The sequence below is a fragment of the Sphaerisporangium rhizosphaerae genome (assembly GCF_042665155.1).
Classification (GTDB): Bacteria; Actinomycetota; Actinomycetes; order Streptosporangiales; family Streptosporangiaceae; genus Sphaerisporangium; species Sphaerisporangium rhizosphaerae.
Window position 1 is genome coordinate 148,113 of sequence record NZ_JBHTCG010000009.1, and the last position, 15,359, is coordinate 163,471.

At 71.2% G+C, this 15,359-nt stretch carries 11 protein-coding genes; 4 read left to right on the forward strand and 7 right to left on the reverse strand.

From position 1 onward, the window contains the following. Positions 1-50: 50 nt before the first annotated feature. The 3 genes from ACFQSB_RS16115 to ACFQSB_RS16125 form a co-directional block, all read right to left on the reverse strand. Positions 51-1,763, reverse strand: a complete 1,713-nt coding sequence (locus tag ACFQSB_RS16115; protein WP_380827308.1) for an AMP-binding protein — start codon at positions 1,761-1,763, stop codon at positions 51-53. 354 nt (positions 1,764-2,117) lie between these two features. Further along, a complete protein-coding gene (locus ACFQSB_RS16120; protein WP_380827435.1) occupies positions 2,118-2,684 on the reverse strand; it encodes a pyridoxamine 5'-phosphate oxidase family protein in 567 nt (188 codons plus the stop codon). Positions 2,685-2,942: 258 nt separating this feature from the next. Beyond that, positions 2,943-3,197 carry a Smr/MutS family protein gene (locus ACFQSB_RS16125; protein ID WP_354846233.1) on the reverse strand — a complete coding sequence of 85 codons (255 nt, stop codon included), beginning with the start codon at positions 3,195-3,197 and terminating at the stop codon, positions 2,943-2,945. A 291-nt stretch (positions 3,198-3,488) separates the two neighbouring features. On the opposite strand from ACFQSB_RS16125, the gene ACFQSB_RS16130 reads away from it, so the two are divergent. Continuing rightward, positions 3,489-6,875 (forward strand): S8 family serine peptidase, encoded by a 3,387-nt coding sequence (locus ACFQSB_RS16130; protein WP_380827309.1) that lies wholly within the window; start codon positions 3,489-3,491, stop codon positions 6,873-6,875. Positions 6,876-6,994: 119 nt separating this feature from the next. Here the strand turns inward: ACFQSB_RS16130 and ACFQSB_RS16135 are convergent, their stop codons facing one another. The 3 genes from ACFQSB_RS16135 to ACFQSB_RS16145 all read right to left on the reverse strand — a co-directional run bounded on the left by ACFQSB_RS16135 (position 6,995) and on the right by ACFQSB_RS16145 (position 9,794). Continuing rightward, positions 6,995-7,666, reverse strand: coding sequence for a lytic polysaccharide monooxygenase auxiliary activity family 9 protein (locus ACFQSB_RS16135; RefSeq protein WP_354918983.1), 672 nt, complete (start codon positions 7,664-7,666; stop codon positions 6,995-6,997). A 209-nt stretch (positions 7,667-7,875) separates the two neighbouring features. Continuing rightward, positions 7,876-9,180 carry an aspartate aminotransferase family protein gene (locus ACFQSB_RS16140; RefSeq protein WP_380827310.1) on the reverse strand — a complete coding sequence of 435 codons (1,305 nt, stop codon included), beginning with the start codon at positions 9,178-9,180 and terminating at the stop codon, positions 7,876-7,878. A gap of 131 nt (positions 9,181-9,311) precedes the next feature. Next, the gene (locus tag ACFQSB_RS16145) at positions 9,312-9,794 is read right to left on the reverse strand and encodes an anthrone oxygenase family protein (protein ID WP_380827312.1); all 483 of its coding nucleotides are present in this window, start codon (positions 9,792-9,794) and stop codon (positions 9,312-9,314) included. A gap of 214 nt (positions 9,795-10,008) precedes the next feature. Here ACFQSB_RS16145 and ACFQSB_RS16150 point away from each other — a divergent pair, with 214 nt between their 5' ends. Both ACFQSB_RS16150 and ACFQSB_RS16155 read left to right on the forward strand, forming a co-directional pair. Then, complete coding sequence (locus tag ACFQSB_RS16150; protein WP_380827313.1) at positions 10,009-11,184, forward strand: sensor histidine kinase; 1,176 nt, start codon at positions 10,009-10,011, stop codon at positions 11,182-11,184. 88 nt (positions 11,185-11,272) lie between these two features. Beyond that, positions 11,273-11,935, forward strand: coding sequence for a response regulator transcription factor (locus ACFQSB_RS16155; protein WP_354846217.1), 663 nt, complete (start codon positions 11,273-11,275; stop codon positions 11,933-11,935). 37 nt (positions 11,936-11,972) lie between these two features. On the opposite strand, the gene ACFQSB_RS16160 is transcribed toward ACFQSB_RS16155, so the two are convergent. After that, entirely contained in the window at positions 11,973-12,458 is a 486-nt protein-coding gene (locus tag ACFQSB_RS16160) for a GNAT family N-acetyltransferase (protein WP_380827316.1), read from the reverse strand. Between the two features lie 410 nt (positions 12,459-12,868). On the opposite strand from ACFQSB_RS16160, the gene ACFQSB_RS16165 reads away from it, so the two are divergent. Continuing rightward, complete coding sequence (locus ACFQSB_RS16165; RefSeq protein ID WP_380827317.1) at positions 12,869-15,205, forward strand: extracellular catalytic domain type 1 short-chain-length polyhydroxyalkanoate depolymerase; 2,337 nt, start codon at positions 12,869-12,871, stop codon at positions 15,203-15,205. Positions 15,206-15,359 lie beyond the last annotated feature (154 nt).

Here is a 15,359-nt window from a genome sequence, read left to right on the forward strand (position 1 = left end):
CTGCCGAGGTCCCGCGCCTGCCAGGCGCGCCGCCGGCGGTGCGGGGAAGGCTACCGGGACGGTTCGGCGGGGAAATCGGTGTCGCGGTACTCCCCGGCGGGGCGGTCGTCGGCGGCGGCGTGCTTGTCCCGTTCGCCGTCGCGCAGCTCCACCCGCCGGATCTTTCCCGAGATGGTCTTGGGCAGCTCGCCGAACTCCAGCCGCCGCACCCGCTTGAACGGCGCGAGGTGGGCCCGGCAGTGCGCGAAGATGGCCGCCGCGGTCGCGGCCGTCGGGTCCCACCCGGCCGCCAGGACCACGTAGGCCTTGGGCACCGCCAGCCGCACCGGGTCGGGGGACGGGACGACGGCGGCCTCGGCGACGGCCTCGTGCTCGATCAGCACGCTCTCCAGCTCGAACGGCGAGATGCGGTAGTCCGAGGCCTTGAACACATCGTCGGTGCGGCCGATGAAGGTGATGTAGCCCTCGGCGTCCCGGGCTCCGATGTCGCCGGTGTGGTAGTAACCGCCGGACATGGCCTCGGCCGTGCGCCCGTCGTCGCCGTGGTAGCCGGCGGTCAGCCCGAGCGGGCGGCGGGCCAGGTCCAGGCAGATCTCGCCCTCCTCGGCCGGCTCGCCGGTGATCGGGTCCACCAGGACCACCCGGTACCCGGGCGCGGGACGTCCCATCGCGCCCGGCTTGAGCTGCTGCCCGGGCGTGTTGGCCACCTGGACGGTGGTCTCGGTCTGCCCGTAGCCGTCGCGGATGGTCAGCCCCCAGGCGGCGCGCACCTGGTCGATCACCTCGGGGTTGAGCGGCTCGCCCGCGCTGACCGCCTCGCGCGGCGGGGTGCGCAGGCACGACAGGTCGGACTGGATGAGCATCCGCCAGACCGTGGGGGGCGCGCAGAAGGCGGTGACCCCGCAGCGGTCGATCTCGCGCAGCAGCCGTGCCGCGTCGAAGCGGGTGTAGTTGAACACGAACACGCACGCCTGCGCGTTCCAGGGCGCGAAAACGTTGCTCCAGGCGTGCTTGGCCCACCCCGGCGAGGAGATGTTCAGGTGCACGTCCCCTGGCCGCAGCCCGATCCAGTACATCGTGGACAGGTGGCCGACCGGGTAGGAGGCGTGGGTGTGCTCCACGAGCTTGGGCCGGGCCGTGGTCCCCGAGGTGAAGTACAGCAACAGCGGGTCGTCGGCCGCGGTGGGCCCGTCCGGCTCGAAGGCGGGGTCGTGGTCGTAGGCGGCGGCGTAGTCCAGCCAGCCGGGCACCGGCCCGCCGACGGCCACGCGGGTGTAGGCGCCGGGCACGCCGTCGAACTTGGCGGCGTCCGCCGCGCCCGCGACCACGTGCCGCGCGCCGCCGCGCTCGACGCGGTCGCGCAGGTCGGCGGGGCCGAGCAGCGGCGCCGTGGGGATCAGGACCGCCCCCAGCTTCATCGTCGCCAGGATCGTCTCCCACAGCTCGACCTGGTTGCCGAGCATGAGCACCAATCGGTCGCCGCGGCGCACGCCCTGGGCGCGCAGCCACCCGGCCACCTGCGAGGAGCGGCGGGACATGTCGGCGAAGGACAGCCTGCGCTCGGAGCCGTCCTCCTCGACGATCCACAGCGCGGGGTCGTCGTTGTCCCGGGCGATGACGTCGAACCAGTCGAGCGCCCAGTTGAACCGGGACGGCGCCGGCCATTCGAACTTCTCGTAGGCGGTGGCGTAGTCCTCGCGGTGGGCGAGCAGGAAGTCGCGGGCCGCGCGGAACACCTCCGTGCCGTCAGTGGTCTGCACCATGTCGTTCTCCTCCCGGCGCTGCCGTGCCTGCACGATGGTGGACCCGGACGGCCCCCTCGTGCCACCCCCGGACGGCGCCGGACGCCGCTCCCGCCCGGCCCGCGCACCGCGTGCACGGCCGTGACCTGCGCTTTCGGGCGGAGTTATCATCGAAGATGAGGAAGCGATCGAACGCCTGAACGCCTTCGGCCTCGCGGCGCCGCCCCGCTCGGGCGGCGCTTGGACCCGGCTCTGCGCATGGCCGACCGCTTCCTCCATCTCTGCCCGCCGCTCCCCGAGATGTGCGGCGCCGGCGGGGGCGGCGTCCACGGCGAGGTGACGCTCGGAGCGGGGGCGACAGCTGAGGAGAGGCGTTCAGCTCCGGTAGAGGCGCTCGGCGTACTGGGCGCCGTAGTACCGCTCCAGCTCCGCGAGACTCTCCTCGGTCGGCTGGATGGCCTTGACGATCTGCGCGTGCGGCGGCAGGACGCCCGGGTCCCAGGTGGCGGGCTTCCAGAGCGACGAGCGCATGAACGCCTTGGCGCAGTGGAAGAAGATCTGCTCGATCTCCACGACGAGGGCCAGTTGCGGCCGGTGTCCCTTGACGACCATCTGGTCGAAGAACGGGGCCTCGCGCAGCAGGCGGGCGCGGCCGTTGATGCGCAGCGTCTCGTTGCGGCCGGGCACGAGGTAGATCAGGCCGACGTGCGGGTTGGCCAGGATGTTGAGGAAGCCGTCGGCCCGGCGGTTGCCCGGGCGCTCGGGGATGGCGATCGTGGTGTCGTCCAGGACGAGCGTGAACCCGGGCGGGTCGCCCTTCGGCGAGACGTCGCAGGCGCCGTCCGCGTCCGCCGTGGCGATCAGGCAGAACGGGGAGGCCGCGAGCCACTCCCGGTCGAGCTCGTGCAGCGCCGTGCGCTCCTTGGTGACCGCCCGGGGCATCACCTCGCCGAGCAGCGCGCGCAGCTCGGCTTCGGAGGTGACCTCGGCGTATCCCTCCCGCGAGGCCCGCGTGCCGGACGCCGCGCCGGACGCGCGCCCGATGGCCTCCTCCAGACGGTCGGCCGCACAGGCGGCCCCGCTCTCCTCGACGTCCTGGACGTTCTCCGGCACGGTATCCCCTTCCGCTACCCGATCATGACCGAGGTCAGCCTATTTCATCGGTCTTATACGCTTTTGCGGGGGTCGTCACCCTTTGCATCACTTCCAGCGGAAGTAGACGAACAGGCGGCCGTGGTTCTTGGCGTCCTTGTCGATGCGGTGGTAGAGGGCCTTGACCTCCTTCTGGTCGAGGAAGCGCAGCACCTTCTTCTTGAGCTGGCCGGACCCCTTGCCGGGGATGATCTCGACCTCGGTGGCCTTCTTCTGCACCGCCTCCTGGATGATGCCGCGCAGCGCCCGGTCGATCTCGCCGCCCTTGTTGTAGATGTCATGGAGATCAAGCTTCAGCTTCACGCCCGTGATTGTACGCGGCCCGCTTTGGAACGGTCCGCTAACTGCGACGATCACAGCATTTAACCGTTCCATGTCCACATTTGGTCAGATATTGCTGCTGATCGGGGCTTACCGCGATCTAGGCGGAAAAGTGGCGCGCATCTAGACTCCGTCTGAGTTCGGCGACCCGGAGACGGCTCGCCGGCCAGTGTCGCCCGACGGGGAGGGTGGGGTCCTTTCCCGTGCGCACGGGTGACGCGACTCCTCCATGCCCGCCGGACGGCGAGTCCAGGTGGTTCACCAGGAGGTGTCGTGCCACGCAAGCCCCTTCCCACCCTCTTATCCCGGTCGCGCCGCGTCGCGGCGGCCGGAGCGAGTCTCGCGGTCATCGCGGTGATGAGCCCGGCCGTTCCGGCGTCCGCCGATCCCTCGCCGAGCACGGCGACGGGCTCGGCGAGCCCCGCGACCGGTTCGACCAGCAAGTGGAAGGCCACCGCGCTGACCCCGGCCGACCGCGTCCAGGGGGCCAGGTCCCCGAGCGGCAAGCTGGCCAGAAGTGACGCATCCCTGTTCGGGGCGACGTCGGCCAAGCCCGTCAACGTGGTCGTGAAGCTCGACTACGACTCCCTCGCCGCCTACAAGGGCGGAGTGGACGGGCTCAAGGGCACCAGCCCCTCGGTCACCGGCAAGAGCCTGGACGTCACCAGCACGGCGGCCAAGCAGTACGAGAAGCACATCGAGGGCGTCGAGAACGCCTTCCTCGGCGAGCTCGGCAGGCGCCTCCCCGGCGCCAGGGCGGGCCAGAAGCTGCGCACCGTCTACGGCGGCATCGCGCTCAGCGTCCCGGCGAACAAGGCCGCCGACCTGCTGAAGCTGCCCGGCGTGGCCGCCGTGCAGAAGGACGACCTGCAGCACCCGCTGACCGACGCCAGCTCCGACTTCATCGGCGCCCCCACGATCTACAACAAGCTCGGCGGCACCAACTCCTCCGGCAAGGGCGTCATCTTCGCCAGCCTGGACTCGGGCGTCTGGCCCGAGCACCCCTCCTTCGCCGACCCGGGCGGCCTGCCCGCTCCCCCGCCCACCAAGGACGGCACGCCGCGCGTGTGCGACTTCGGCGACAACCCGCTGACGCCCGCCGCCGACCCGTTCGTCTGCAACCACAAGCTGGTCGGCGGCCGGCCGTTCATCGACACCTACAACGCCGTCTACGGCGGCGAGGTGTACCCCGACAGCGCCCGCGACTCCAACGGGCACGGCACCCACACCGCCTCCACCTCGGCCGGCGGACCGGTGGCGGACGCCAACCCGCTCGGCATCAGCCGCGGCCCGATCCACGGCATCGCCCCCGCGGCGGCCGTGTCGGTGTACAAGGTCTGCGGCGCCGAGGGCTGTTTCTCCTCCGACTCCGCCGCCGCCGTGGGCCGCGCCATCCTCGACGGCGTCCGCGTGATCAACTTCTCGATCTCGGGCGGCGCCGACCCCTACAGCGACCCGGTCGAGCTGGCGTTCCTGGACGCGTACGCGGCCGGGGTCTTCGTCTCCGCCTCGGCCGGCAACGCAGGGCCCGGCGCCGGGACCACCGACCACGCCTCGCCGTGGGTGACGACCGTCGCCGCCTCCACGCAGACGCGCACCTTCCGCTCGACGATCACGCTCAACGGGACCGGCGGCGCCAAGGCCACCATCTCGGGCGCCTCCATCACCCAGGGTGTCACCACCGCCCGGCCCGTGGTGTCGGCCGCCGCCCCGCCGTACTCCGACCCGTTGTGCCTCACCCCGGCGCCTCCGGGCCTGTTCACCGGCAAGATCGTCGTCTGCCAGCGCGGCCCCAACCGGGTGCTCAAGGGCTTCTCCGTCCGGCAGGGCGGCGCGGCGGGCATGATCCTCTACAACGCGACGCCGCTCGACGTGATGACCGACAACCACTGGCTGCCGGCGGTCCACATCGACCAGCCCGAGAGCACGACCCTGCTGAACTTCCTGGCCGCCAACCCCGGCGCGACGGCGTCGTTCACCCAGGGCGCCAAGACCACCTGGCAGGGCGACGTCATCACGACGTTCTCCTCGCGAGGGCCGGCCGGCGACTTCCTCAAGCCGGACGTCACCGCGCCGGGCCTGCACATCCTGGCCGGGACGACCCCGACGCCGGAGTCTCCGCTGGAGGGCCCGCCCGGCAACCTCTACCAGGTGATCGCCGGCACCTCGATGTCGTCGCCGCATGTGGCCGGGGCCGGCGCGCTGCTGTTCGCGCTGCACCCGGACTGGACGCCGGGCCAGGTCAAGTCGGCGCTGGAGACCACGGCCAAGACCGCGGTCACCAAGCAGGACCGGGTCACCCCCGCCGACCCGTTCGACTACGGCGGCGGCCGCATCGACCTCACCAAGGCCGGCGACCCGGGGCTCACCCTGGACGAGACGGCGGTCAACTACGCGGCCTCGGCGGCCGACCCGCTGAACCGCATCGACCTCAACGTGCCGTCGGTGAACGCGCCGGTCATGCCCGGCATCATCACCGCCAAGCGGACGGTCACCAACGTCACCGACAAGACGCTGAACTACACCGCGACCGGCACCGCGCCCAGCGGCGCCAACGTCACGGTGCTGCCCCCGCTGTTCAGCGTCAAGCCCGGCAAGAGCGCCAAGCTGACCATCGTGGTCACCGCGCCGGACCTGCCCGAGGGGCAGTACTTCGGCCAGGTGAACCTCAAGCAGGTCGGCGGCTCGCGCGACCTGCACCTGCCCGTCGCGTTCTACCGCAAGGAGGGCGTCGTGCCGGTCGACCAGACCTGCGCGCCGGCCACCATCGCCAAGAACACCGGCGAGTCCACCTGCACGGTGACCGTGGAGAACACCACGCTGAAGGACACCGAGGTCACCGCGCTCAGCACCCTGGACGCGCGGCTGCGGCTGAACGGCGTGACCGGCGCGACCAAGGTGGGCACGCAGATCGCCACCACCAAGGCCACGCTGGCCGGGCGGCAGCCCGACCGCCCGGCCATCGCCCCCGGCGCCGGCCCGGCGGGCTACCTGCCGCTGGACGCGTTCGGCATCGCGCCGGTCCCGATCGGGGACGAGGAAGCGGTGAACTTCAACGTCCCGGCCTTCACCTACGCGGGCAAGAGCTACACCCGCCTCGGCGTGGTCTCCGACGGCTACAGCGTCGTGGGCGGCACCAACGGGTCGGCGGACGTCTCCTTCAGCCCGCAGACCCTGCCCGACCCGGCGGCGCCGAACAACGTGCTGGCGGCCTACTGGACCGACCTGGACGGCGGCGGCGCTCCCGGCGTCTACGCCGGCACGCTGACCGACGGCGTGTCCACCTGGCTCGTCATCGAGTGGCGCGTCCACCTGTACGGGACCTCGAGCCTGAAGGTCTTCCAGCAGTGGATCGGCGTCAACGGCGCCGAGGACATCACCTACGCCTACGACCCGTCCAACCTGCCCGGTGACCCCGGCGCCTCCTACGGGCTGACCGTGGGCGCCGAGAACTCCGACGGCACGGCCGGCGCCCAGATCTCCGGGCCGCCGACCGAGGACTACCGGGTCAGCAGCACCCCCGGCGCCCCCGGCGGCAAGCTGACCTACACCATGAAGGTCAAGGGCGTGAGCTCCGGCGTGGGCTCGGTCACGACCGCCACCTCCACCGACGAGGTGAAGGGCATCACCATCGAGGTGGACAAGATCACCGTGCAGTGACCCGGTCGCCTCGGTGCTCACTCAGGTGAGCACCGGGGCGATCTCCGCAGGGGCCCGGTCCCCTCCGCACGGGGCGGCGTGCGGAGGAGACCGGACGGTCGCGGGGGGCGGGCCGTTCGTCAGACGAAGTTGACGTCGCTGCAGAAGTAGTAGTTCTGGTCCGCGTGCGAGGCCTTCCAGATCGTGTAGATCACGTGCCGGCCGGTGCGGGACCCGCGCGAGATGTTGTTGATCATGTAGGTGTTGGCCTGCGCGTACCTGCCGGTCTCCCGGACCAGTTCCAGGTTGTTCCAGCCGAGCGGTGTGGTGAGGGCGTTGTAGCCCTGGCGGGTGATGTAGACCCTGATGTAGTCCGCGCCGTGGGCGGCCTGGTCCATCAGGTTGATGTTGAACGTGCTGCCCAGGTTGGTCATCTTCCACGCGCCGGGCCTGTCCATGGAGCGATAGCGGCCGTTCTCCGTCAGGCCGGCGCTGCAGAGCTGGCCGTTGGGGATGACGCCCTGGTGGTTGCCGGCCACGTTCTCGCGGTAGAGCCCGTTCCAGTTCCACATGGCGTTGACGTTGTCCTGCCACGCCTGCCAGCACATCGGGTCCTGCTGCTGCATCGAGGGGTTCTGGAAGTCGTTGCCCCAGCGCAGCCAGCAGCCGTAGTTGCGGGAGGCGGGGTTGACGACCGACCCGTGCGCCGACGCGGTCCCGGTGAACGGGACCGAGGACAGCAGGACCGCGCACATCAGGACGGCCAGCGCGCGCAGGGCGCGACGGGGTGAGCGAAGAATGCGGTGGGACATCGTGCGGTCTCCGTGTTCCGGTTGGGGGGATTCCGGGGAAGGGGAGCGCTCCCGCACCCGCGACGCTATCTGACGCCCCACCCCCACACAAACGACCCCGGCAGGTCAACCCCGGACTGACCAGCGAAGATCGCCTTATTAGTTTGGCGACCAGCCGAAAGACGCGGGCTCACGGCCATCGGACCCCCTGAAAATTTCAGCAGCCCGGCTCAGAACCGCCGGAGGTGCACGGCCTTGATGGACGCCTCCAGGATGTCCACGCCGGCGTGCAGCTCGTCCTCGCTGATCGTGAGAGGCGGGGCGATGCGGAAGATGCCGCCCATCCCCGGAAGCTGGACGATGTTCATGTGCAGCCCGCGTTCGAGACAGGCCGAGGTGACCGCCTTGCCCAGCGCGTCGGCGGGCGCCTTGCTCTTCTTGTCCTCGACGAGCTCGACCCCCTGGAGCAGGCCCCGGCCGCGGACGTCGCCGACCACCTCGAACTCCTCGCGAAGCGCCAGCAGCCGCTCGGCGAGCAGGCCGCCCAGCGTCGCGGCACGCTGCGGGAGGCTCTCGCGGTCGATGACGTCGAGGACCGTCAGGGCCACGGCGGCGGCCAGGGGGTCGGAGACGTGGGTGGTGTAGAACAGGAAGTCCCGGTCGTGGCAGACCTGCTCGATCTCGGCGGTCGTGACGACGGCCGCCACCGGCAGCCCGGCTCCCAGGGTCTTGGACAACGTCAGGATGTCGGGCGCGACCCCGTCGCGCTCGAACGCGTACATCAGCCCGGTGCGGCCGAGAGCGGTCTGCGCCTCGTCCAGGATGAGCAGCATGCCGCGTTCGTCGCACATCTCTTTGAGGCGGCGCAGATACCCGGGCGGCAGGTCGATGATGCCGCCCGAGGACAGGATGGGCTCGATGAGGCAGGCGGCGAGACTGCCGGCGGACTGCCGGTCGACCAGGGCGAAGCCGTAGTCGAGTTCGGCCTCCCAGTCGTGCGACCCGTCGGAGGACCGGAACGGCGAGCGATAGGCGTTCGGCGCGGGCAGCGCGAGGTTTCCCGGCATCGGGGGACCGTAGCCGCGCCGCCCGGCGGAGAAGGTCGCGGCGGCGGCCCCCTGCGTCATGCCGTGCCAGGAGCGGTCGAATGAGACGATCTCGAAGCGGCCGGTGGCGAGCTTGGCCATCTTGATCGCCGCCTCGTTCGCCTCGGCTCCCGTGGTGAGCAGCAGCATCTTGGCGAGCGACTCGGGCAGGGTCGCGGTGAGCCTGCGGGCCAGCTCCAGCACCGGAGCGCTGAGCATGCCGCTGAAGAGGTGGTCCAGCGAAGCGACGGCCGAGGAGACCGTGGCCACGATGTCCGGGTGGGCGTGGCCGAGGATGGCGCTCATCTGCCCGGAGGTGAAGTCGAGGATCGCCCGGCCCTGGCGATCGTAGACGTACACACCGGCGGCACGCTCGATGACCCGTGGGGTGAAGCCGCCTCCGTACCGGACCAGAAGGCGGTCCGCATCGTCCCAGAACGCCGAATCCATGCCAACCCTCTCACCGCGTCCGAAGACGACGCGGGATCTTCCCCTCCACGCCGTCCCCGATCGCGAAACTCGCAACCAGCGAACGAACACGACGCATCATCCTCTTCGGCGGCGTCGGCCGCATCAACGGCTCACCCCTTGGCGCCGGGCGGGCGTCGTCGTTCGGAGGTGACCAGGAGGAGGACGACGAGGGCGAAGGCGGTCAGGACGGTGCCGGTGCGGATGAGGTTGAACATCTCCCACCGGTCGAGGACCGCGGCGTACCCGGGCGGCGGCGAGGTGACCGCCCACTTCTCGACCAGCGGGTGGAGGGGGACGTTGCCGAACCGGGTGATCAGGAACGTGGTGAGCACCAGCGCCGCCGAGGCCGCGGCCAGCAGCCTCGGGACGCCGGCGGCCATGACGGCCAGCGCCAGCGTGCTGAGCAGCGTCAGCCCCATCAGCGCCTGCATCACCACGCCGTTGACCTGCATCAACGCCGCGTGGAAGGTCAGGCGCACCGGGACGGGCACGGCGTGGAAGGCGTAGACCACGTTCACGACGCCGTAGCCGAAGGCCCCCGCGAGCAGGCCCGTGGTGAGGGCGGTCAGCGCTTTGACGAGTCGGAAAAGCACGATTGGAAGCTCCTGCCGAGATGGTGTCGCCCGGACGGCGATCGTCGTCCGGGCGGCGATCGTCGCCCGTCCGGGGCCCGCCCGTCGTCCGGCCGCGGGAGATGCCCTGGTACGCCCCGGAGCGCACGGGCCGGCGGATGTACCACGGCGGGAGTAGGCCGGGTTACGCCCTGGCGCGGAGGAGACGGGGCGCGGCAGGCTCTACGGTGCTGGGATGGGGTTCGCGCACGAAGGCCGGGCACCGGCCGTGTCCTCCGGGCGGCCGTGGCGCCCGCTCGCGATCGACGTCCTGCTCGCCGCCGTGGTCACCCTGTTGTCGGTGGCCGACGCCGTGTCGCTCCCCCGCGCGGACCCGCTGGACTACCTGATCCTGCTGGCCGGCACCTGCTCCGTCGTGGCCTGGCGCAGGGCTCCGGCGGCCGCACTGGTCGTCGCCGCGACGTTCATGCTGGTCTACGCGCTGCGAACGCACCCGGGGCCGTCGGCGGCCTTCCCGGTGCTCATCGCGGTGTTCGCCGTGGTGCGGTCGGGCCGCCGGATCCTGCCCGCCGTCGCCGGCGCCGCGTTCCTGCTCGGCATCGTGGCCGACAACGTGCTGACCGCCCCCGTGCAGGACCGCCAGCACCTCAACCAGTCGGCGGTCCTGCTGCTCGGCTGGTTCCTCGCGGCCGGCGTCGGGGGGACGGTCACCCGCCACCGGCACGCCTACCTCGAACAGGCGCGGCAGCGGGCCGCCGAGGCCGAGCGCACCCGCGAGGAGGCCGCGCTGCGGCGTGCCGGGGAGGAGCGCCTGCGCATCGCCCGGGAGCTGCACGACTCGCTCACCCACAGCATCTCCATCATCAAGGTGCAGGCCGGTGTGGCCGTCCACCTCGCGCGCGGGCGCGGCGAGGAGGTTCCGGAGGCGCTGGTGGCCATCCAGGAGGCCAGTGGCGAGGCGATGCGCGAGCTTCGCGCCACCCTCGAGGTGCTGCGCGACTCGGCCGGGGACCCGCCCGGCACCGGGCTGGACCGGCTGGACGACCTGGTGGCCCGGGCGCGCTCGGCCGGCCTGCCGGTCACCGTGGAGATCGCCGGTGAGCCACGCGCGCTGCCCGCCGGCGTCGACCGCGCCGGCTACCGCATCGTCCAGGAGGGGCTCACCAACGTGACCCGGCACGCCGCCGGGCACACCGGCGCACGGGTCCACGTGGGCTACGGCCCGGCGGCGCTGACCGTGCGGGTCGAGGACGACGGCGTCCCGCCGGCCGGCCCGCCACCCGTGCCGGGCGTGGGGCTGACCGGCATGCGCGAACGGGTCGCCGCCCTCGGCGGCCGGCTGCACGCCGGGCCCCGCCCCGGCGGCGGCTTCGTCGTCCGCGCCGAACTCCCGTTGCAGGACCGTCCGTGAGTCCGCGCCGAATTACCGTTGCAGGACCGTCCGTGAGCGGTTCCCGCGCGGCACCTCCCGGGCCGCCGCTCCCTCCGCGGGACCGCCCGTGATCCGTGTGCTGCTCGTCGACGACCAGGCGCTCATCCGCGCGGGTTTCCGCGCGCTGCTCGCGCCCGAGAAGGACATCGAGGTGGTGGGCGAGGCGCCGGACGGCAGGCAGGGCGTGGCGCTGACCCGCGAGCTGGTCCCGGACGTCGTGCTCATCGACGTGCAGATGCCGGTGATGGACGGCATCGAGGCGACGCGGCGCATCGTGGCCGACGAGCGGCTGCCCGGCGTGCGCGTGGTGATCCTCACCAACTTCGGGCTGGACGAGTACGTGTTCGACGCGCTGCGCGCGGGGGCCACCGGGTTCCTGGTCAAGGACGCCGACCCCGCCGACCTGCTGCACGGCATCCGCGTCGCGGCGCGCGGGGACGCGCTGCTCGCCCCGTCCATCACCCGCCGCCTGATCGGCGAGTTCGTCGCCCGCCGCCCGCGCGCGGTGCCCGCCGGGCTGTCCTCGCTCACCAACCGGGAGCGCGAGGTGGTGGCGCTGGTCGCGCGGGGCATGACCAACGACGAGATAGCCGCGCACATGGTGATCAGCCCGTTGACCGCCAAGACCCATGTGAGCCGTGCCATGGTCAAGCTCCACGCCCGCGACCGCGCCCAGCTCGTCGTCTTCGCCTACCAGTCGGGCCTGGTCACCCCGGACGGCACGGCCTGAGCACAGCCGGACGGCTGGACGGCCGGCGCGTCCTCCGTCAGGAGGTGAGGGGCTTGGCGAAGCAGCGGCTGTTCTCGCTGTGGCGGTAGTGCCCGAACTTGACGCAGAGTTCGTAGCCGCTGGAGGCGTACAGCGCGATCGCCTCGGGCTGGGCGTCGCCGGTCTCGAGCACCATGCGCGTGCGCCCCGCGGCGCGGGCGTCGGCCTCCAGATGGGCCAGGATGCGGCGGGCCAGGCCCCTGCCGCGCAGCGCCTCCACCACGTACATCCGCTTGATCTCGGCGTCGCCGTCGGAGTAGTTCTCCTGGTCCGCCTCGTCCCGGGCGCGCCAGCCGCCGGTGGCGACGGGGAGGCCCTCCTCGTCGTAGGCGATGACGTACAGGCCGTTCGGGGGCTCGAACATCGAAGGGTCCAGCGGCGTCGCGTCGCCGTCGCTCTGGTAGCGGCGGCCGTACTCGGCCTGTACTTCCTTGTTCAGCCTGACCGCGTCCGGGTGGTCGAACGAGACACGGCGAATCTCCACTGAGGCGCCTTTCTGGGGGACGAAACGCTCGTGGCAAAAATACCGGCCGGTCGGCGGCGGCCCTGCGCCGGGGCGCATGCGGACGGGGACCAGGCGGCCTCGGCGATGAGCGGACCGCCGAGACGGATGAGCGGACCGCCGAGACGGAGGGCGGGAGCGGCGATCCGAAAGCTTTCGGGTCTTTCACCGCTGTTTCAGCAGGACAGGTGCTCCTTAAGCGGTTAATCGGGGCGAAACGTTCCTGATGTTTGTTGACACGTTTCAAGGGTCTTCTCACAATGAGTCCACATCTCGGCCCCATCCCGTACCAGCCGGGCGAGCGACGGTGAAACCGCAGCTCACCCGCGCTTTCGCGCGCCCGCGCGCACCCCCGGCACGTCCTTGGCTTGATCTAGGAAGGGATCAAGTACGTGAAACGATTCCTCAGGGCCCTGCTGGCCCTCGCGATCGTCCCCGCCATCGCGGCGACCTCGATCGTGCTCACCAGGCCGGCCTCGGCGGCCTCGCTCACCCGGGTGACGAGCTTCGGGAACAATCCCACCAACCTGAACATGTACATCTACGTGCCGGACAACGTGGCACCCCGGCCGGCGCTGCTGGTCGCGATCCACTACTGCACCGGCTCGGCGTCGGCCGTCTTCAACGGCTACGCCCGCGACTACGTCACCGCGGCCGACCGATACGGGTACGTCATCGTGTTCCCCGAGGCCACCCGCAGCGGGCAGTGCTTCGATGTCTACTCCCCGCAGGCGCTCAGGCGCGGCGGCGGCAGCGACCCCGTCGGCATCATGTCGATGGTCGACTACGCCAAGCAGCGCTACAACGTCGACCCGGGCCGCGTCTTCGTCACCGGCTTCTCCTCCGGCGCGATGATGACCAACGTCATGGCCGCCGAGTACCCCGACGTCTTCGCCGCCGGCTCGGCCTTCATGGGCGTGCCCGCCGGGTGCTTCGGCACCACCGACGGGTCCACCTGGAACAGCCAGTGCGCCAACGGCCAGATCACCAAGACGGCCCAGCAGTGGGGTGACCAGGCCCGCGCGATGTACTCCGGCTACAGCGGCTCCTACCCGCGCATGCAGTTGTGGCACGGCACCGCCGACGACACGCTGCGCTACCCGAACTTCGGCGAAGAGATCAAGCAGTGGACCAACCTCAACGGCGTCAGCCAGACGCCGGTGTCCACCACCACTCCGCAGTCGGGCTGGACGCGCACCCGCTACGGGGCCAACCTCACACAGGCCCCCGTCGAGGGCATCAGCGTCCAGGGCGTCGGCCACTCGCTGCCGCAGAGCGGCATGGTGCAGTACGCCATCGACTTCCTCGGCCTCAACGCCGCCGCACCCACGCCCACACCCACCCCCACTCCGACGCCCACCCCGACTCCGACGCCCACCCCGACTCCGACGCCGACCCCCACTCCCACTCCCACCCCGACTCCCACGCCGGGCGAGCCCGGCACCACCCTCGGCGCCGCGGCGGCCAGGACCGGCCGGTACTTCGGCACGGCCATCAGCGCGAGCAAGCTGGGCGACTCGCAGTACACCACGATCGCCGGCCGCGAGTTCAGCATGGTGACGCCCGAGAACGAGATGAAGATCGACGCCACCGAACCGAACCAGGGGCAGTTCAACTTCACCAACGCCGACCGGGTCTACAACTGGGCTGTGCAGAACGGCAAGCGGGTGCGCGGCCACACCTTGGCCTGGCACAACCAGCAGCCCGGCTGGATGCAGTCGCTGTCGGGCAGCGCGCTGCGTCAGGCCATGATCAACCACATCAACGGCGTGATGGCCCACTACAAGGGCAAGCTCTACGCGTGGGACGTGGTCAACGAGGCCTTCGACGACAGCAGCGGCGGCCGGCGGGACTCCAACCTGCAGCGCACCGGCAACGACTGGATCGAGGTCGCCTTCCGCACCGCGCGCGCGGCCGACCCGGACGTGAAGCTCTGCTACAACGACTACAACATCGACAACTGGACCTGGGCCAAGACCCAAGGCGTCTACAACATGGTCAAGGACTTCAAGTCCCGCGGCGTGCCGATCGACTGCGTCGGGCTGCAGTCGCACTTCAACAGCGGCAGTCCCTACAACTCCAACTACCGCACCACCATCTCCAGCTTCGCCGCCCTCGGCGTGGACGTGCAGATCACCGAGCTGGACGTCCAAGGCGCCTCGGCGACCACCTACGCCGCCATCGTCAACGACTGCCTGGCGGTGTCGCGCTGCGCCGGCATCACGACCTGGGGCGTGCGTGACAGCGACTCCTGGCGCTCGGGCGACACCCCCCTGCTGTTCGACGGCAACGGCAACAAGAAGGCCGCCTACACCTCTGTCCTCAACGCGCTGAACGCCGCGGGCGGCCCCGGACCCGACCCGACGCCCACCCCGACTCCCACGGTGACCCCCACCCCGACTCCCACGCCCACCCCGACGCCCACGCCGGGCACCGGGGCGTGCTCGGCGACGATCAGCACGGTCAACAGCTGGCCGGGCGGGTTCCAGTCGACGGTGACGGTCACCGCGGGCTCCTCGGCGGTCAACGGGTGGACCGTGCAGTGGACCTGGCCGGGCGGGCAGACCATCAGCAGCCTGTGGAACGGCACGCAGACCGTGTCCGGGTCCAGCGTGACCGTGCGCAACGCCTCCTACAACGGCTCCATCGGGGCCAACGGGTCCACGACCTTCGGCTTCACCGCCAACGGCACCGCGGCCACCCCCACCGCCACCTGCTCCAGCCCCTGACCCATCGACCAGGCGAGTCCGGCCGGCGTCCACGCCGGCCGGACGGCCGTTCCCCCACACGACCGCTTCCACCACGGTGGCACCGCGGTTCCCGACCCCGGCACGACCTCTCCACCAACTCTGCACAGCCGTTCACGTCGTTCCCGGCGCGACC